The sequence below is a fragment of the Bradyrhizobium sp. CCBAU 11434 genome (genome assembly GCF_028128895.1).
Lineage (GTDB): Bacteria > Pseudomonadota > Alphaproteobacteria > Rhizobiales > Xanthobacteraceae > Bradyrhizobium > Bradyrhizobium zhengyangense.
In genome coordinates this window covers 105526-124453 of sequence record NZ_LBJX01000091.1, presented here as the reverse complement: position 1 = coordinate 124453, position 18928 = coordinate 105526, and the positions used below count along the sequence as shown (strand labels likewise).

Genomic DNA, 18928 nt, shown 5'->3' with positions numbered 1-18928 from the left:
CGGCCGCGGGAAGCGGCCGTCACGCTCTCACTTCTTCAGCATCGGACACGCCGGGTCGGGCGGGCCGAACGCCTTGTCGCCGGGAATCGTCGCGAGGATCTTGTAATAGTCCCACGGATATTTGCTCTCCTCCGGCGTCTTCACCTGCACCAGCCAGAGGTCGTGCACCATCAGATTGTCATCGCGAAGCTTGCCGTGGCGGGCGAAGAAATCCTCGACCGGCGTCTCGCGCATTTTCGCGGCGACCTTGAGCGGATCGTCGGTGCCGGCAGCCTTGATGGCGTTGAGATAGTGGATCACGCTGGAATAGACGCCGGCCTGCCACATCGTCGGCATCTTGTTCATCTTGGTGAAATAGCGCTTCGACCATTCGCGGGTCTTGTCGTCCATGTCCCAATAGAAAGAGGTCGTCAGCAACAGGCCCTGCGCGGCCTGCAAGCCGAGGCCGTGGATGTCCGTGATCAGCGCCAGCAGCGCCGCCATCTGCTGGCCGCCCTTGAACACGCCGAACTCCGAGCCGGTCTTGATCTCGTTCATGTTGTTGGGGGGACCTGCCGCAATGCCGATGATCTTGGCCTTGGAGGCCTGCGCCTGCAGCACGAAGGAGGAGAGGTCGGGCGTCGCCAGCGGCGGCTTCACCGAGCCCAGCACCTTGCCGCCATTGGCTGTGATGACGCTGGAGGCGTCGCGCTCGAGCGAGTGGCCGAAGGCGTAGTCGTCGGTGATGAAGAACCAGCTGTCGCCGCCGCGCTTGACCACGGCGTCCGCAGTGCCGACCGCGAGCGCACGGGTGTCGAACACCCATTGCATCGCATAGGGCGAGCAGAACTTGCCGTGGAAATCGGCGGTGCCGGTGGAGTGGGTGATGAACAGCCGCTTCTTCTCGTTGGCGATGTTCTGCACCGCAAGGCCCACGGCCGAGACCGGCACGTCGACGATCAGGTCGACCTGGTCGACGTCGTACCAGCGCCGCGCGATCGCAGCGCCGATGTCGGCCTTGAGCTGGTGGTCGCCGATTACGATGCTGATCGGCTTGTCGAGCACGGTGCCGCCGAAATCGTCGATCGCCATCTGTGCGGCCGTCACCGAGCCCTGGCCGGTCGGCGCGGAGGCCGGGCCGTTCATGTCGGTGAGCACGCCGATCTTGACGACGTCGTCGGACACCTGCGCCGTTGCGGCCCCCGATAGCAGAGCCGCCGTTAAGGCGGCCGCAACCGGCAGTCCAAATTTCATTGGATTCACGCTTGTCCTCCCCTGATCCGGCGCGTTGGCCGAAAGTTGCCTGCCGGGTACGGCCCGGCTGAATTGGTTTCTTTTGCAACTATTTGGGGGTGGGCGTCAATCTCAGGCCGCGAAGCGGATTTGGCCTGCGGGCGAGGGATCATATCCGGTCAGCTCCTCGGCGCGCTGCCGAAGCCGCCGTTCGCCGAGGAACCGGATCAGGGCCTGCATGGCGGGGCGGAAATAGCTGCGCTGCCGCATCGCAAGATCAAGATTCTCCCAGGCCAGCGGCACAAAATCGAGCCCAGCCGAGCGCGCCGCCGCGCGCGTCGCGACGCCGCAATCGGCCTGTCCGGCGCGGACCATCTCGGCGAGGTCGGGCCCGGTGAGGGCCGGCGTCTCCACCGGCCGCAGATCGCGCGTCGTGGCGTCGGCGCGCCTCAGCAGCATGTCGAGCAGCATCTGCGCGCCGGTGCCTTGCTGCCGCATCGCCATCCGCGCGCCGAGCGCGAGCACGTCGGAGAGCCCGTGCAGCCGATTCGGATTGCCGGGCGGCAGCACCAGACCCTGCTCGCGGCGCACGAAGGCGACAAGCAGCGCATCATGTAAGTCAGGCGCGTCCCGCAGCGCCGTCACGCTGGCGTCGGAGGCAAGGTTGCCCGCGGGATCGAGGCTGTGGAAGTGCACGGCGACCGCCATCACCTCGTTACGTTGCAGCCGCTCGAGCCCGCGCGCGCTGCCCTCGGTCATCGATCCGAGGCCCGAGCCGGATTCGCGAAGGCTCCAGTCGAGCAACTCGTCCTGGCTGCCGCCCACCACCGGCGGCGGCTCCGCCGTCAGCATGCCGGCCGGACGCGCCATGCCCGACAGGACCCAGAGATCGAGCTCGTGCCGCGGGAAGAGCCATTTGCCTGTCACCTTGGTGCAGGGGATCGCGCCGTTGGTGACGAGTTCGTAGAGCTTGCGCTCGCCGAGGCGGAGATAATCCGCGGCTTCACTGGTCGTCAGGAATTCCATCCTGCATTCCTATGCAAATTCTTGCTTCTTTTTGGCGTTCAACGCAGGTGGAATTCTGCACTTCGATTTTTGTCCGCGCGAACCATGCCCGATGATCTCGTTGCTTTGCAACACATCCTGACACGTGTTTTGATTTTGGTTGACGATCTTGCGAGGCGCCGATGGTGCGGGCCTTGCGGCCATTGCGCGCGTGAGTGCAATCAACGTGCCGGTTGATTCATTGCCGAAATTTCCCGAATGATTCATGTCGCGCGGTGCATGGCGCGTCACGAGCCTGCCTTTCGGTAGTGGCCCTGGCCCAGCCTCTACCTGATGTTGCCGTCGCCGCGGCCATCTCCGTCACGAGTGCGGCGTAATCGCTCATCATGATCGCGTCGTTTTCGATAGGAACCCGTCATGGCCGTTCACCGACTGACCGTTGCATTTGCGCTGCTCTGCGGCCTCGCCGGGGTCGTCGCGACATCGTCTGCCGAGGAGCGCGGGATTGTCCTGGCCTCGACGACATCGACACAAGAATCGGGCCTGCTCGACTATTTGCTGCCCGTCGTCCGCGACAAGATCGGCATCGAGGTGACGGTGATCGCACGCCGGAGCGACGAGGTGCTCGACGGCGCGCGCCGGGGTGAGGCCGACGTGGTGTTGTTGCATGCCCGGCCGCAAGAGGAGAAATTCGTTGCCGATGGTTTTGCCACCAAACGCTACGACGTGATGTACAACGATTTCGTGCTGCTCGGGCCGAAGAGTGATCCCGCGGGCGTGAAGGGCAAGGACATCGCCACCGCGCTGAAAGCAATCGAGGCCAAGGGTGCGCCGTTCGTGACGCGCGGCGATCGTTCCGGCACCCACGCGGCGGAACTCGCACTCTGGATCGTTGCCGGCATCGACATCGCCAGCGCCAAGGGCGCCTGGTATCGCGAGAGCGGGCAGGGCATGACCGCGGCGCTCGACGCCGCGCGTACGGCGAACGCCTACATGCTCGCGGATCGTGCCAGCTGGATCTCGTACAGGGATCGTGGCGATCTCGACATCATCGTCGAGGGTGACAAGCGGTTACTCAACCAATATGGCGTGATGCTGGTGAACCCGGAAAAGTTTCCGGACGTGAAGAAGGATCTGGGCCAGACCTTCATCAATTGGCTGATCTCTCCAGAGGGGCAGGCGGCGATCGCCGGCTACAAGGTCGACGGGCAGCAGGTGTTCTTTCCGAACGCGGACAAATCGCGCGGCTGACGGCCGAAGTACGTGCGGTTGCCAAACCGCCCGATGCGTGGTCCATCATGAGGCATGACCCAGCGCTTGCCGCCCTCGCTGACGCCGCTCGCTACCGCGCTCGCTGCGCTGCTGCGCGGCGTCACCCCCGTCGCAGTGCAGGAATTGCCGCTGATTGAAGCGGCCGGCTGTGCTTCCGCGGGCATGCCATTGCTGCCGGCCCATCCGCCGCGCGACATCGCTGCAGTGGACGGCTGGGCGCTTTGCGCCAGCGACCTCGTCGGCGCATCCTCCTATTCGCCGCTGCCTCTGGCCGGGCTTCCAGTGTGGGTCGAGGCCGGCGATGCGCTGCCGGCGGGATGTGATTGCGTGCTCGATGTCGACGTCATCGAGGTGTCAGGCCCGCTTGCCCAGGTCCTGGCAGAGGGCATTCCGGGACAGGGCGTTGCGCGTGCGGGCGGCGATGTCGCCGAAAGCACGCCTGCGGCCGCGGCGGGATGTCCCGTCGACGCGGCGGCTCTGCTGCTCGCGCGCGTTGCGGGTGCGGACAAGCTGAGTGTCAGGCGGCCGCGGCTGCGCATCGTCAACGTGCCGGGCCCAACTGTGACGCTGCAGATGATCGCCGACCTCGCAAGCGCGGCAGGATTGGATGTGAGCGCGCATGAAGCCACGTCGCGCGATGCGGCGTCGATCGCGGCGGCGCTCGATGTCTCGGCTTGCGATCTCCTGGTGACGATCGGCGGCAGCGGCGTCGGTCGCGCGGATGCCACGGTGACGGCACTGGCCGAGCGCGGGGCGAAACTTGCCCACGGTCTTGCGCTCCAGCCTGGACGGACCGCAGCCGCTGGTCGGCTCGGAAGCATTCCCGTCGTCGTCTTGCCCGGCTCGCCCGCCCAGGCACTCGCAGTTTGGTTGGCGCTCGTGCTTCCACTCATCGACAGAATGTCGGCGCGGCGGCCACGTCGCGCAGTGACCTTGCCGCTTGCGCGCAAGCTCGCCTCCAGCGTCGGCATTGCCGAAATCGCGCTATTGGCGGAGGAACATAAAACGTGGATGCCGCTTGCCATGGGCGAATGGCCGCTGCACGCGATCGCCCGGTCCGATGCATGGCTGCTTATTCCCGCCAGCAACGAGGGATTTGCGGCGGGCGAGCCAGTCGATGCTTATTTGATGCGGGAATGATATGGGTTCCGGCATGACGATGATCCCGAAGCCACCAGATCGCAGCGCGCTCGAGCAGGAGCAATTCCTCAAAATCCTCTCGCGCGAGGAGGCGCTGGCGCGCTTCGACGCTGCGCTGTTTCCGCGTCCGATCCCGAATGAGGTCCGCAAGCTTGCCGGTGCACTCGACGCGCCCCTCGCCGAAGACATCACTGCACCAATCGACGTGCCGCCGTTCGATCGCTCCAATGTCGACGGCTTTGCCGTGCGCTCGGCGGATCTTTCAGTCGCTGGCGAAGGCGCGCCCGTGCGGCTGGCGCTGAACCGCGAGATCATTCACTGCGGCACCGCACCGATGCTGCAAGTGATGACAGGAACCGCAACGCCGATCGCGACCGGCGGCCCGCTACCGCGCGGCGCCGACGCCGTCGTCATGGTCGAGCACACCCAGCCGTCCGGCCTTGATGCGATCGATGTCCGTCGCGCAGTCTCGCCGGGGCAGTTCGTCTCGTACGCTGGCTCCGACATCGCGCGCGGCGAAGCGCTGCTGCGCGCTGGCACGATCATCGGCTCGCGCGAGATCGGCATGCTGGCGGCCTGCGGCATCGCAGAGGTGAGAATTGCACGGAAGCTGCGAGTTGCCGTGATCTCCACTGGCGACGAGCTCGTGCAGCCCGGCGAGGCGCTTGCGCCGGCCGCGATCTACGACACCAATGGTGCGATTGTCGCAGCTGCGATCAACGAGAATGGCGGCGAGGCGATATTGCTCGGCGCGATTCCCGACGATGAAGCCAGGCTGGAGGCCGCGATGCGCGAGGCGCTGGCCAATGCCGACATGCTGGTGCTGTCGGGCGGCACGTCGAAGGGCGCGGGCGACCTGTCGCATCGCATCATCGGCCGACTGGGCAAACCGGGGATTATCGCGCATGGCGTGGCGCTCAAGCCCGGCAAGCCGCTCTGCCTTGCGGTCTGCGACGGCAAGCCGGTGGTGATCCTGCCGGGCTTTCCGACCTCGGCGATGTTCACCTTCCACGACATGATCGTGCCGGCGTTGCGCAAGATGGCGGGATTGCCGCCGCGCGCCGATGCCAAGGTGAGCGCAACCGTGCCGGTGCGTATTGCATCCGAGCTGGGCCGCACTGAATTCGTGATGGTCTCGCTGGTCGAGGGCAAGGACGGGCTGATCGCCTATCCCTCCGGCAAGGGCTCCGGTGCGATCACGTCGTTCGCGCAGGCCGATGGCTTTCTGCGCATCGATGCGCTCGCCGACCAGATGCCGGCGGGAACGAATGCCGAGGTGACTCTGTTCACGCCGCATGTGCGGGTGCCAGACCTCGTCATCGTCGGCAGCCATTGCACTGGCCTCGATCTCGTGACTGCGCCGCTCGCCCATGCGGGCCTCTCCGTGCGCTCGATTGCCGTTGGCAGTCTCGGTGGCCTGGCGGCGGCCAGGCGCGGCGAATGCGATCTCGCGCCGATCCATCTGTTCGACGACAAGAGCGAGACCTACAACACGCCTTACCTCGTCGAGGGGCTCGAGCTCGTGCCGGGATGGCGGCGGATGCAAGGCATTGTTTTCCGCAAGGACGACAAGCGTTTTGAGGGGCTCGGCGCAAAGGAGGCCGTTGCTGCCGCGGTCGCCGACCCCGCCTGCATCATGGTCAACCGCAACCAGGGTGCCGGCACGCGTATCCTGATCGACCGGCTGCTCGGCGGCGCGCGCCCGGAAGGCTATTGGAACCAGCCGCGCTCGCACAACGCGGTTGCCGCGGCCGTCGCGCAGCACCGTGCCGACTGGGGCATGACCATCGCGCCGGTCGCCCATGCGGCCAATCTCGGTTTCATTCCGTTCGCGGAAGAGCATTATGACTTTGCCTTGGTGACGTCGCGCAAGCAGCGCCCCGCGGTACAGGCCTTCCTTGACGCCCTCGGCTCGGACGAGGCGCGCACGGCACTTGAGCGAGCGGGCTTCCGGCCCGCATAGACGACGCGGCATTCAAGCCGCGCGCGACACAGGGTGGGGACGCGATGGCAAGGCCGCTTTCGGTTGCGATTATTGGTGCCGGCATGGGCGGGCTCGCGACCGCCGCGGCGCTCAGGCGCGTCGGCATCGACGTGATGGTCTACGAGCAGGCCTCGCAGTTTGCCCGCATCGGCGCCGGAACTCAGATCGGCTGCAATGCGATGAAAGTGCTGCGGGCGCTGGGGCTAGAGAAGCGGATGCGCGAGCAGTCGTTCTATCCGCGCTCTTGGAATAACCGCCATTGGAAGAGCGGCGACATCAAGTTCGACATGATTTTTGGTGAAAGCGCGGAGGAGAGGTTCGGCGCGCCCTATCTGCTCGCACACCGCGGCGATCTCCATGCGGCGCTGGCGAGCGTGGTGCCGGAAGAGTGCATGAGGCTCAACCACAGGCTTGTCGGTCTCGATGAGACAAATGAGGGCGTCCGGCTCAGCTTTGCCAATGGCAGCAGCGCCGTTGCTGATGCTGTGGTCGGTGCGGATGGTGTTCATTCAGCCGTACGGGACATCCTGTTCAAGACAGCGCCGGTCAAATTCACCGGGCGCATTGCCTATCGCACCGTCTATCCCGCCGCACTGCTTGGCGAGAAAATCGACGATTGCACCAAATGGTGGGGCGAGGACCGCCATATCGTGATCTATTACGTGAAGCCTGACCGTAGCGAGGTCTATCTCGTCACCAGCCAGCCGGAGCCGGACTTCCGCATCGAGTCCTGGTCGGCGAAGGGGGACGTACAGGATCTGCGCGCCTCCTTCGAAGGCTTTCATCCGCAAGTCGGCAAGGTGCTGGCGGCATGTCCCGACGTGCACAAATGGGCGATCATGGATCGTGATGCGCTTGAGTGCTGGGCCGACGGCAAGGTGACGCTGCTCGGCGATGCCTGCCATCCGATGACGCCCTATATGGCGCAAGGCGCGGCCATGGCGATCGAGGACGCCGCGGTGTTGTCGCGCTGCCTCGACGGCATCGACCGCGACGGCGTCGCAGATGCCTTCCGCCGCTTTGAGGGGACACGCAAGGAGCGAACGACGCGAGTGCAGGAGACCTCGCGCGCCAATATCTGGCTGCGGGAGCGGACCGATACGAGTTGGGTTTACGGTTATGATGCCTGGTCGGTGCCGCTGGCGGCCTGAGCGGCCGCCTCGCGCGCCCGCTCTCGTTCCTCGGCTTCCGCAAGCGCGCGCTGCGCTGCGGGCGGCAGCGGCCTCGGGTCCGGCGGGACGTCGACGATTTTGTCGCTGCCCGTGGCTTGTTGGCTCAGCCGCTTGGTGCTGTCGATCGCTTTCGAGAGATCGAACACGAAGTCGACGACTGCGAATATGGCATTCAGAAGAGAGTCGGCCATGGCTAATCCGGAATGCACCCCGATCAGTAGTCGCAGCTCGTCTCGGTCCGGTTCGATGTCCCGTCAAATGCTAGGATGCCGCATCCAGCGCCGCGAGACGCTCGGCTTCCGTGATGTCCTCGACCGTGTTGGCATTGAAGAATGGATCGAGCGGCTCGACCGGCCATGTCACTGTCGCGAGCGGATAGCGCGCGGTCCAGCGATCGATCTTGCGGAGATCCTCGACCACCAGGGCGTGACGCAGCTCGTTGCGCAAGGCGACGCGCCACAGGCCGATCACCGGATGCGACTGGTCGCCTGATGCAGCTACGGCGAGCTGCGCATTTTCTTGCTCACGTGCTTCATGCAGGCGTGCGACGAGATCACGCGGCAGGAACGGACAGTCGCCGGCCGCGCTGAGTACCCATTCGATCTCCGGCCGATTTTTTGCAGTCCAGTCGAGCGCCGCGAGGATGCCAGCGAGCGGACCGGGGAAGCCGGGCACGTCGTCGGCGATCACCTGCAAGCCAAACGCAGCGAAGCGCGCGGGATCGCCATTGGCATTCAGGATCAACCCGTTGCATTGCGGCGAAAGGCGCGCGATCACGCGCTCCAGGATAGTGCGGCCGCCGATGGTCCGCATCGGCTTGTCGCCACCGCCCATGCGACGTGCAAGGCCGCCAGCGAGCAGCACGCCAAGAGTCGGTGGAACGCGCGTTGCCGGAATGTCAGTCGTCACCACTCTCGCCCTTGCGCTTGTGCCTCGCCGATTCCTCTTCGACGTAAGCGAGGTTCTGGTCGTAGACGATCCGCTCCTCGCCGGCGAGCGCGATGAAGCGTTTTCCGCGGGTGCGCCCGACCAGAGTCAGGCCCACTTGGCGTGCGAGATCGACGCCCCAGGCGGTGAAGCCGGACCGCGACACCAGGATAGGAATGCCCATCCGTACGGTCTTGATCACCATCTCAGAGGTGAGACGGCCGGTGGTGTACAGAATCTTATCGGAGGCATCGACGCCGTGGCGGTACATCCAGCCTGCGATCTTGTCGACCGCGTTATGGCGGCCGACGTCCTCAGTATAGCACAGCGGCTCACCCTCTTTGCACAGCACGCAGCCGTGGATCGCGCCGGCCTCGAGATAGAGCGATGGCATGGTGTTGATGGTTTGCGTCATCTGGTAGAGCCAGGAGGTGCGTAGCTCCGCCTTCGGCAGCGCGACACTCTCGACCGCTTCCAACAGATCGCCGAAGGCGGTGCCCTGCGCGCAGCCTGAAGTCTGCGTGCGCTTCTTGAGCTTCGCCTCGAAATTGGTGTGATGCTCGGTGCGCACCACCACGACCTGGAGGTCGTCGTCGTATTCGACCTCGGTAACAGCGTCATCATATTTCAGCATGTTCTGGTTCAGCAGATAGCCGAGAGCCAGATACTCCGGATAGTCGCCGATCGTCATCATGGTGACGATCTCCTGCGAATTCAGGTAGAGCGTCAGCGGCCGCTCCATCGGCACCTTGATCTCGACCCTGGCGCCGGTCTGGTCGGTCCCGGTCACGCTCTGGGTCAGGCGCGGGTCGTCGGGATTGGGGATAATCAGGGGCACCGGGGCCTTGTCGATCTTCATCATGGTCGCGACGTTAGCATGACATTCGCCTCAAGCCGATATAAGCATGCGCACGACGATGGAGAAGGCAGTTCCGGCGCGTCATGCTGCCGGCGGAGATCGAGCTGCGATGAAAGTCATCGGCCTTGCAGGCTGGAGCGGTGCGGGCAAGACCACGCTGTTGACGCGGCTGATCCCGCATTTCAACGCACAAGGCCTGCGCGTCTCCGTCATCAAGCATGCCCATCATCAGTTCGACGTCGATGTGCCCGGCAAGGATTCCTGGCGCCACCGCGAGGCCGGTGCGGCCGAGGTGCTGGTGGCATCGTCGAGCCGCTGGGCCCTGATGCATGAGTTGCGCGGCGCGGCCGAGCCGCGGTTGCCGGAACTTCTCAGCAAGCTGTCCGCGGTCGATCTCGTCATGGTCGAAGGCTTCAAGCGCGAGCCGCATCGCAAGATCGAGGTGCATCGCGCCGCCAATGCCAAGCCGCTGCTGTTCCCTGATGATCCCGGCATTGTCGGGATTGCGACCGACACTGCGGTTGAAACCCGGCTGCCGACTGTCCATCTCGATGATATCGAGGCTGTGGCGGCTCTCATGCTGCGTGCCGCGATACAGGTCGAGGATGCGATGGCAAGAAGCGCGGCGACGCGCTGACGAGGCACCATGGCGCAACTGTCGGATGATTGCTTTGCTTTCGGCGGACCGATGATGTCGGTCGATGAGGCTGTTGGCCTGATCACGACCCGCGTCCACGCGATTGCCGACCTCGAGACGGTGGCGCTCGGAGATGCCGACGGGCGCGTGCTGGCGCGCGATATCGCAGCGCCGCTGCCGTTGCCGCCCTTTACCAACTCTGCCGTCGACGGCTATGCCGTCGGCAACGCGGATCTCCCGCAAGCCAGGGAACAGGCGCTTCCGCTCGATGGTCGTATCCAGGCCGGCGGCGTTGCGCAGGCGCCGATCAAGCCCGGCCACACCGCGCGCATCTTCACGGGCGCGCCGATGCCGCCGGGGGCCGAGACCGTCTTCATGCAGGAAGATATCCGTATCGATGTATCAGGAAAGATCGTGCTGCCGCCCGGGCTGAAGTCGGGTGCCAATGTCCGGCCGGCAGGGGAGGACATCCCCATTGGCCATGTCGCGCTGCGGGCAGGCCAGCGACTGCGGCCGCAGCATGTTGCCCTTGCCGCCGCGTTTGGCCTTGTCAGGCTTGATGTCGTCAGGCGCATTCGCGTCGCCGTATTCTCGACCGGCAACGAGTTGGCCTCGCCCGGGGAGCCGCGTGCGGCCTCGCAGCTATTCGACTCCAACCGCTTCATGCTGATGGCGATGCTGCGCCGCCTTGGCTGCGAGGTCTCCGATCTCGGCATTCTCCGCGACGAGCGTGCTTCGCTTGCCGGCGGATTGAAGCAGGTTGCGGGCCACCATGATCTGATCCTCACCACCGGCGGCGTCTCGACCGGCGAGGAGGACCACGTCAAGGCGGCGGTCGAGAGCGTCGGCTCACTCGTGCTGTGGCGGATGGCGATCAAGCCCGGCCGGCCTGTGGCGATGGGCATCATCGGCGGCACGCCGCTGATCGGGCTGCCCGGCAACCCCGTCGCAAGTTTCGTCACATTCGTCCACGTGGTGCGGCCGACCGTGCTCGCGCTCGCCGGCAGTCTGCCGGAGCCGCTATTGCCGATCCCGCTACGTGCGGCGTTCACCTACAGGAAGAAGCTGGGCCGCCGCGAATATGTTCGCGCCTCCTTGCGCCGCGCCCAGGATGGTGCGCTTGAGGCGGTCAAGTTCCCGCGCGAAGGGGCGGGCCTGCTGTCGTCATTGGTGGAGACCGATGGCCTCATTGAACTCGGCGAAAACATCACCCGCGTCGAACCCGGCGACAGCGTAGGTTTCCTGTCCTACGCCGATCTGCTCTGAGGTCCTCGCGTTGACGCAGTCGATCCCTCCCGCCATGTTGCGCCGATGACCAGAACGACACTTGATCTCACCGGGCTCAAATGCCCGTTGCCAGCCCTAAAGACGCGCAAGGCGCTGAAACCATTGCAGCCGGGCGATCAGCTCGAAGTCCACTGCACCGATCCCTTGTCGGTGATTGACATTCCGAACCTGATCCGCGAGACGGGCGACACGGTGGAGATCACCGAGCGCAATGAGGCGCGCATCGTGTTCTTGATAGAAAAGACGAATGGCTCGATAGCAAGTGCCAATGGTGCGCTGCGTTCTTAGGCGCGTTACCGCGCCGATACCGACCTTTTATCTATCGACATCGATCACGGCTTCTGCCCCAATTGACTTTGTCCGCGCGGGCGCGGAGGTTGAGTCTCGTCCGCGATGCGCGGAGCAGCGGGCCACGCACGAAGCCTGCAAACCGTATCGGGCATAGGGCCCCGGTCGAGGGGTTAACTTTTCAGACACGCGTGACGATCCTGGCGCGCGTCGGGTGATTGTGCGGAGCAGCAGGGACAACAGCTGCGCCGCAATGGGCTGAGGAACAGGATCGTAGCGGCAGTCTCGCTCAGAAGGGCGGCTGCAGGGGAGGTACGCATGACGACAATCGAGAGCGCTGGGAGGATTTCAGGCGCTGGCGCGGGAATTCTCGATCGCGAGCGAACGATCGCGACCGCGGGCTTCAATCGCTGGCTGGTGCCGCCGGCAGCGCTGTGCATCCATCTGTGCATCGGCATGGCCTATGGCTTCTCGGTGTTTTGGTTGCCGCTCTCGCGCGCGATCGGATTGACTGCGCCCAAGGCCTGCCCGGACATGTCGCTGTGGTCGGAGCTGTTCACCACCACCTGCGACTGGAAGGTCGCCAGTCTGGGCTGGATGTTCACGCTGTTCTTCGTCCTGCTTGGCGTCTCCGCCGCAATCTGGGGCGGTTGGCTTGAGCGGGCCGGTCCGCGCAAGGCCGGCTTCGTTGCCGCGCTTTGCTGGGGCGGCGGGCTCCTGGTCGGCGCGCTCGGCATCTACGTCCATCAACTCTGGATCATGTGGCTCGGGGCCGGCGTTATCGGCGGCGTCGGACTTGGCCTCGGCTACATCTCGCCGGTGTCGACGCTGATCAAGTGGTTCCCCGATCGCCGCGGCATGGCGACTGGCATGGCCATTATGGGCTTTGGCGGTGGTGCGATGATCGGCGCGCCGTTCGCCAATCTGCTGATCAACTACTTCAAATCGTCGACCGACGTCGGTGTGTGGCAGACCTTCGTCGTCATGGGCATCGTCTATTTCATCTTCATGACCATCGGTGCCTTCGCTTATCGCGTGACGCCGGCTGGCTGGCAGCCCGAGGGCTGGACGCCGCCGAGCGAAAAGAAGTCGATGATCACCGAGCATCACGTCCACCTCGACAACGCGCACAAGACGCCGCAGTTCTGGCTGATCTGGTGGGTGCTGTGCTTGAACGTGTCGGCCGGTATCGGCGTGATCGGCATGGCTTCGCCGATGCTTCAGGAAATCTTCGCCGGCAAGCTGATCGGGCATCCCGAACTCACCTTCAGCCAGCTCTCGGCCGATCAGAAGACCGTCATCGCCGGCATCGCGGCGGGCTTCGCCGGCCTGCTGTCGCTGTTCAACATTGGCGGTCGTTTCGTCTGGGCGTCGCTGTCGGACTATATCGGCCGCAAGAACACTTACTATACGTTCTTCATCCTCGGCATCGTGCTCTACGCACTGGCGCCGACCTTCGCGGCGATGGGCTCGAAGCTGCTCTTCGTGCTCGGCTTCGGCATCATCCTCTCGATGTATGGCGGCGGCTTCGCCACCGTGCCGGCCTATCTCGCCGACATGTTCGGAACGCAATTCGTTGGCGCCATCCATGGCCGGCTGCTGACGGCATGGTCGACCGCGGGCATCATCGGTCCCGTCGTGGTCAACTACCTCCGCGAGTTCCAGCTCGCGGCGGGCGTGCCGCGTGATCAGTTGTACAACACGACGATGTACATTCTCTGTGCGATGCTGATCGCGGGCATCATCTGCAACTACCTCGTCAAGCCGGTCAATTCGAGGTGGTATATGAGCGAGGCGGAGCTCGCGAAGTTGCACGCGGCAAAGGCCGGCGCAGGTGCGGTCCAGACCGGCTCGTTCGGAATCGGCACCGGCGGCCTCGACGTCAAGGCCGCGCTGTTCTGGCTCTTCGTCGGCATCCCGCTGGCATGGGGCGTGTACAAGACGCTCGAGAGCGCGGTGAAGATCCTCTGATCGCAACCCACGACCGCGGGAGGCTGACGCCAGCCGCCCGCGGTGCTCACCTGACAAGCAATCGAGAATGGGACCTAGGGGGATTCTTATGCTTCGCACCCGTATCTGCCTTGCCGCCATGCTGCTGGCAGCAAGCTTTCATACCGCGTCGGCGCAGACTGCAGCGACACCGGCGCCTGCCGCGGCGACGACCGACGCAAAGCCGCCGGGCAAGATCAAGCTCACCATGCAGAAACTGAAAGAGATGAAGGCCAAGTGGTCGGCCAACAAGCCGAAGCTGAAGGCGTGCCGCTCCGAGGTGAAGGCCAAAGGACTGATCGGCGACGATCGCTGGTTCTACATCCAGGACTGCATGGAGAAGACCTGACGAGGTTCCGCGATCGACTTGCTTAGGGGGGCGTGGCAGGGCGGCTGCCCGCCCCCTAAATGATTATAGAGTCGTTCTAAATTTACTTGGCGTCTGGTATACCAGAGGCTAGAGTCGCCTGGAATGAGGCCTGATCTGCCGGGGTGCCGACGATGCGGTTCCCGATTGTCGGGCCTGGTAATAACGGCGGATCGCGATGGTTATCCAGCCTGAGATCATCGCGCTTTTGAGGAGAACGCGACGTTTCCATGAGCAGCAACGACGACGTTCACAAGGTCAGGGAATTCGAGCATCCGGGCGAAGGGCGCCGGCGCGCCAAGGCTACGCCCAAGGGCAGGCAGGTCGATCCGACCGCCTCGCATGAGATCGAGCAATTGCTCGGCGATCGCCCGCGGCGGCGCGATCTCCTGATTGAATATCTGCACCTGATCCAGGACACATTTCGCCAGATCTCGGCTGCGCATCTTGCAGCCCTTGCCGACGAGATGAAGCTCGCTTTCGCCGAAGTGTTCGAGACCGCGACCTTCTACGCGCATTTCGACGTCGTGAAGGAAGGCGAGCCTGACGTCGCTCCGCTGACGATCCGCGTCTGCGATTCGCTGACCTGCGCGATGCTCGGCGGAGAGAAGCTGCTTGAGGATTTGCAGAGCGCATCTGGCCCCGGCATTCGCGTCGTGCGCGCGCCCTGCGTCGGCCGCTGCGACACCGCGCCTGCCGCCGAAGTCGGGCACAATTTCGTGGATCATGCCACCGTTGCCAATGTAATGGCTGCGGCGAAGTCCGGCGACACGCATGCGCATCTGCCAAAGTATGTCGACTACGATGCCTATGTCGCGGGCGGCGGCTACAAGCTCCTCGGCCGCGTGCGCTCGGGCGAGATGTCGACGGACGATCTTCTGAAGGCGCTCGATGATGCCTCGCTGCGCGGCCTCGGCGGCGCCGGTTTCCCGACAGGGCGCAAATGGCGCGCCGTGTTGGGAGAGCCCGGACCGCGGCTGATGGCGATCAACGGCGACGAGGGCGAGCCCGGGACGTTCAAGGATCGCTATTATCTCGAAACCGATCCGCACCGCTTCATCGAGGGCATGCTGATCGGCGCGCATGTGGTGCAGGCCTCCGACGTTTACATTTATCTGCGCGACGAATATCCGGCCTCGCGCGAGATTCTTGAACGAGAAATCGCCAAGCTCCCCGCAGGCGGCCCGACGCTGCACATGCGCCGCGGTGCTGGTGCTTACATCTGCGGCGAAGAGTCTTCTCTGCTCGAGAGCATCGAGGGCAAGCGCGGCCTGCCCCGGCACAAGCCGCCTTATCCGTTCCAGGTTGGTCTGTTCGGCTTGCCGACGCTGATCAACAACATCGAGACGCTGTGGTGGGTACGCGACATTGTCGAGAAGGGCGCCGACTGGTGGAAGGGTAATGGTCGCCATGAGCGCCATGGCCTGCGCAGCTTCTCGGTCTCCGGCCGCGTCAAGAACCCGGGCATGAAGCTTGCACCCGCGGGCATCACCGTGCGCGAGCTGATCGACGAATATTGCGGCGGCATGGCCGACGGCCATCAGTTCTATGCGTATCTGCCGGGCGGCGCGTCCGGCGGCATCCTGCCGGCGTCGATGGACGACATCCCGCTCGATTTCGGCACGCTGGAGAAATACGGCTGTTTCATTGGCTCGGCCGCGATCGTGATCCTGTCGCAGAAGGACAGCGTGCGCGCAGCGGCACTCAACCTGATGAAGTTCTTTGAGGACGAGAGCTGCGGCCAGTGCACGCCGTGCCGGGTCGGAACCCAGAAGGCAGCGCAGCTGATGCAGAAGCCGGTCTGGAACCGCGCATTGCTGGAAGAATTGAGCCAGGCGATGCGCGATGCCTCGATCTGCGGGCTCGGACAGGCGGCATCGAATCCGCTGTCCTCCGTGATCAAATATTTCCCTGACGAGTTCAAGGAAGCGGCCGAATGACGAAGATTACGTTCGAGCTCGACGGCAAGCAGGTCGAGGCCAAGCCCGGCGAGACGATCTGGCAGGTTGCCAAACGGCAGGGCCGCGAGATTCCGCATCTCTGTTATTCGCCCGCGCCCGACTATCGCCCCGACGGCAATTGCCGCGTCTGCATGGTCGAGATCGAGGGCGAGCGCGTGCTCGCCGCGTCCTGCAAACGCACGCCGTCGGTCGGCATGAAGGTGAAGACGGAATCTTCGCGCGCGACTGCCGCGCAGAAAATGGTGATGGAGCTCTTGGTCGCCGACCAGCCGGCGCGCGAGACCTCGCACGATCCGGATTCCAAATTCTGGCACTGGGCCGAGACGACCGGCGTCACCGAGAGCCGCTTCCCTGCCGCCGAGCGTTGGGAGACCGATGCCAGCCATCCGGCGATGCGCGTCAATCTCGATGCCTGCATCCAGTGTGGCCTCTGCGTGCGCGCTTGCCGCGAGGTCCAGGTCAACGATGTCATCGGCATGGCTTATCGTAATCACGATTCCAAAATCGTGTTCGATTTCGACGATCCCATGGGCGAGTCGACCTGCGTTGCCTGCGGTGAATGCGTGCAGGCCTGCCCGACCGGCGCCTTGATGCCGGCTGTGATGCTCGACGACAAGCAGACCCGCGTGACCTACGCTGACAAGAAGGTGGATTCGCTCTGCCCGTTCTGCGGCGTCGGCTGCCAGGTCACCTATGAGGTCAAGGACGAGAAGGTGATCTACGCCGAGGGCCGCGATGGTCCGGCCAATCACAATCGTCTCTGCGTCAAGGGCCGCTTTGGGTTCGACTACATCCACCATCCGCATCGCCTGACCAAGCCGCTGGTGCGGCTGCCGAATGCGAAGAAGGATTCCAACGATCAGGTCGATCCTGCCAATCCGTTCACGCATTTCCGTGAAGCGAGCTGGGACGAGGCGCTCGACATCGCCGCCAAGGGTCTCCTCAAGATCCGCGATGAGAAGGGCGTGAAGGCGCTCGCCGGTTTCGGTTCGGCCAAGGGTTCGAACGAAGAGGCCTATCTTTTCCAGAAGCTGGTCCGCACCGGCTTCGGGTCAAACAATGTCGACCACTGCACGCGCCTTTGCCACGCCTCGTCGGTCGCCGCGCTGTTCGAAGGCCTGAGCTCGGGCGCGGTGTCGGCGCCGTTCTCCGCGGCGATGGACGCGGAAGTGATCTGGGTGATCGGCGCCAATCCGACGGTCAACCACCCGGTCGCGGCCACCTTCATCAAGAACGCGGTCAAGCAGAACGGCGCAAAGCTGTTCGTGATGGATCCGCGCCGGCAGTCGCTGTCGCGTCACGCCACCAAGCACCTGCAGTTCAAGCCCGGCTCCGACGTCGCCATGCTGAACGCGATGATCAATACGATCATCACCGAAGGCCTGACCGACGATCAGTACATCGCCGGCTACACCGAGGGGTTCGAGGACCTCAAGGAGAAGATCAAGGAGTTCACGCCGGAGAAGATGGAGCCGATCTGCGGCATCCCGGCGCAGACGCTGCGCGAGGTCGCGCGCACCTACGCGCGCGCGAAATCCTCGATCATCTTCTGGGGCATGGGCATCAGCCAGCACGTCCACGGCACCGACAATGCGCGCTGCCTCATTGCGCTGGCGCTGATCACCGGCCAGGTCGGCCGCCCGGGCACCGGCCTGCATCCGCTGCGCGGCCAGAACAACGTGCAGGGCGCCTCCGACGCCGGCCTGATCCCGATGTTCCTGCCGGACTACCAGCCGGTCGGTCGCGACGATCTGCGCGGCAGCTTCGAAAAGCTCTGGCAGCAGGATCTCGATCCCGTGCGCGGCCTGACCGTGGTCGAGATCATGAATGCGATCCACGCCGGCGAGATCAAGGGCATGTATATCGAGGGCGAGAACCCCGCGATGTCCGATCCTGATCTGCAGCATGCGCGCCAGGCGCTCGCGATGCTCGACCATCTCGTGGTGCAGGATCTCTTCGTCACCGAGACCGCGTTCCACGCGGACGTCATCCTGCCGGCCTCGGCCTTTGCCGAGAAGGACGGCTCCTTCACCAACACCGATCGCCGCGTGCAGCTCGCGCGCCAGGTGATCAAGCCGCCCGGCGATGCACGGCAGGATCTCTGGATCATCCAGGAGATCGGCAAGCGCATGGGCCTGCCGTGGAATTATTCCGGTCCGGGCGAGGTCTACACCGAGATGGCGGAGCTGATGCCGTCGCTCAAGAACATCAGCTGGGAGCGGCTGGTGCGCGAAGGCGCCGTCACCTATCCGGCCGATGATCCCAACAAGCCCGGCAACGAGATCATCTTCACCACGGGCTTCCCGACCGCGAGCGGCCGCGGCAAGATCGTGCCGGCCAAGGTCATTCCGCCGGATGAACTGCCGGACGACGAATATCCGATGGTGCTTTCGACCGGCCGCGTGCTGGAGCACTGGCACACCGGCTCAATGACCCGCCGCGCCCAGGTGCTCGACCAGATCGAACCCGAGGCGGTCGCGTTCATGTCGCCAAAGGACATGCGCAAGAAGAAGCTCGTGCCCGGCGACTTCATCCGTCTGGAGACCCGCCGCGGCGCGGTCGAGGTCAAGGTGCGGTCGGACCGCGACGTGCCTGAAAACATGGTGTTCATGCCGTTCTGCTACGCCGAAGCGGCTGCGAACCTTTTGACCAACCCGGCACTCGATCCATTCGGCAAGATCCCGGAGTTCAAGTTCTGCGCGGCGAGGGCCGAACGGGCGGAGATGCGGGACGCGGCGGAGTAGGAAGGCCTCGCGGTTGCTGCCGCAGGGTTGCCACACAACGCGCTGTCATGCCCCGCGAAGGCGGGGCATCCAGTACGCCGCGGC

The 18928-nt window shown here is 64.5% G+C and carries 17 protein-coding genes; 11 read left to right on the top strand and 6 right to left on the bottom strand.

Going from position 1 to position 18928, the window contains the following annotated elements; all coding sequences use genetic code 11:
- Positions 1-27 precede the first annotated feature (27 nt).
- The 3 genes from XI06_RS22885 to XI06_RS22875 form a co-directional block, all read right to left on the bottom strand.
- On the bottom strand, positions 28-1242 hold the full coding sequence (locus tag XI06_RS22885; protein ID WP_271606562.1) for an ABC transporter substrate-binding protein: 1215 nt from the start codon (positions 1240-1242) through the stop codon (positions 28-30).
- A gap of 102 nt (positions 1243-1344) precedes the next feature.
- Positions 1345-2238 carry a helix-turn-helix transcriptional regulator gene (locus XI06_RS22880; RefSeq protein WP_271606561.1) on the bottom strand — a complete coding sequence of 298 codons (894 nt, stop codon included), beginning with the start codon at positions 2236-2238 and terminating at the stop codon, positions 1345-1347.
- A gap of 9 nt (positions 2239-2247) precedes the next feature.
- On the bottom strand, positions 2248-2508 hold the full coding sequence (locus XI06_RS22875; protein ID WP_271606560.1) for a hypothetical protein: 261 nt from the start codon (positions 2506-2508) through the stop codon (positions 2248-2250).
- Positions 2509-2634: 126 nt separating this feature from the next.
- Between XI06_RS22875 and XI06_RS22870 the strand changes: the two genes are divergently transcribed.
- From XI06_RS22870 to XI06_RS22855, 4 genes are read left to right on the top strand one after another with little or no spacing between them, the layout of a single operon-like run.
- On the top strand, positions 2635-3468 hold the full coding sequence (locus tag XI06_RS22870; RefSeq protein ID WP_237891620.1) for a substrate-binding domain-containing protein: 834 nt from the start codon (positions 2635-2637) through the stop codon (positions 3466-3468).
- A 54-nt stretch (positions 3469-3522) separates the two neighbouring features.
- Positions 3523-4629 (top strand): molybdopterin-binding protein, encoded by a 1107-nt coding sequence (locus XI06_RS22865; RefSeq protein ID WP_271606559.1) that lies wholly within the window; start codon positions 3523-3525, stop codon positions 4627-4629.
- Positions 4630-4642: 13 nt separating this feature from the next.
- Positions 4643-6592: a molybdopterin biosynthesis protein gene (locus XI06_RS22860; RefSeq protein WP_237872799.1), complete on the top strand. Its 1950-nt coding sequence runs from the start codon at positions 4643-4645 to the stop codon at positions 6590-6592.
- 44 nt (positions 6593-6636) lie between these two features.
- Positions 6637-7764 (top strand): FAD-dependent monooxygenase, encoded by a 1128-nt coding sequence (locus tag XI06_RS22855; RefSeq protein ID WP_271606558.1) that lies wholly within the window; start codon positions 6637-6639, stop codon positions 7762-7764.
- On the opposite strand, the gene XI06_RS22850 is transcribed toward XI06_RS22855, so the two are convergent.
- From XI06_RS22850 to fdhD, 3 genes are all read right to left on the bottom strand, one after another.
- The gene (locus XI06_RS22850; protein ID WP_237865347.1) at positions 7731-7976 is read right to left on the bottom strand and encodes a hypothetical protein; all 246 of its coding nucleotides are present in this window, start codon (positions 7974-7976) and stop codon (positions 7731-7733) included. The two genes, XI06_RS22855 and XI06_RS22850, sit on opposite strands and share 34 nt — an antisense overlap.
- A 70-nt stretch (positions 7977-8046) precedes the next feature.
- On the bottom strand, positions 8047-8694 hold the full coding sequence (gene mobA / locus XI06_RS22845; protein WP_271606557.1) for a molybdenum cofactor guanylyltransferase MobA: 648 nt from the start codon (positions 8692-8694) through the stop codon (positions 8047-8049).
- Positions 8684-9574 (bottom strand): formate dehydrogenase accessory sulfurtransferase FdhD, encoded by an 891-nt coding sequence (fdhD, locus tag XI06_RS22840; RefSeq protein ID WP_237865350.1) that lies wholly within the window; start codon positions 9572-9574, stop codon positions 8684-8686. The genes mobA and fdhD overlap by 11 nt, the downstream gene beginning before the upstream one ends.
- 106 nt (positions 9575-9680) lie before the next feature.
- Here fdhD and mobB point away from each other — a divergent pair, with 106 nt between their 5' ends.
- The 7 genes from mobB to fdhF all read left to right on the top strand — a co-directional run bounded on the left by mobB (position 9681) and on the right by fdhF (position 18844).
- Positions 9681-10208: a molybdopterin-guanine dinucleotide biosynthesis protein B gene (gene mobB, locus XI06_RS22835; RefSeq protein ID WP_237891646.1), complete on the top strand. Its 528-nt coding sequence runs from the start codon at positions 9681-9683 to the stop codon at positions 10206-10208.
- 9 nt (positions 10209-10217) lie between these two features.
- A complete protein-coding gene (locus XI06_RS22830; protein WP_271606556.1) occupies positions 10218-11474 on the top strand; it encodes a molybdopterin molybdotransferase MoeA in 1257 nt (418 codons plus the stop codon).
- A gap of 45 nt (positions 11475-11519) precedes the next feature.
- Entirely contained in the window at positions 11520-11783 is a 264-nt protein-coding gene (locus XI06_RS22825) for a sulfurtransferase TusA family protein (RefSeq protein ID WP_237865354.1), read from the top strand.
- A 318-nt stretch (positions 11784-12101) separates the two neighbouring features.
- Positions 12102-13754, top strand: a complete 1653-nt coding sequence (locus XI06_RS22820) for an OFA family MFS transporter (RefSeq protein WP_271606555.1) — start codon at positions 12102-12104, stop codon at positions 13752-13754.
- A gap of 88 nt (positions 13755-13842) precedes the next feature.
- On the top strand, positions 13843-14121 hold the full coding sequence (locus XI06_RS22815) for a hypothetical protein (RefSeq protein WP_237865356.1): 279 nt from the start codon (positions 13843-13845) through the stop codon (positions 14119-14121).
- A 248-nt stretch (positions 14122-14369) separates the two neighbouring features.
- Positions 14370-16079: an NADH-ubiquinone oxidoreductase-F iron-sulfur binding region domain-containing protein gene (locus tag XI06_RS22810; RefSeq protein ID WP_237865360.1), complete on the top strand. Its 1710-nt coding sequence runs from the start codon at positions 14370-14372 to the stop codon at positions 16077-16079.
- Positions 16076-18844, top strand: a complete 2769-nt coding sequence (gene fdhF / locus XI06_RS22805) for a formate dehydrogenase subunit alpha (RefSeq protein ID WP_271606554.1) — start codon at positions 16076-16078, stop codon at positions 18842-18844. The genes XI06_RS22810 and fdhF overlap by 4 nt, the downstream gene beginning before the upstream one ends.
- Positions 18845-18928 lie beyond the last annotated feature (84 nt).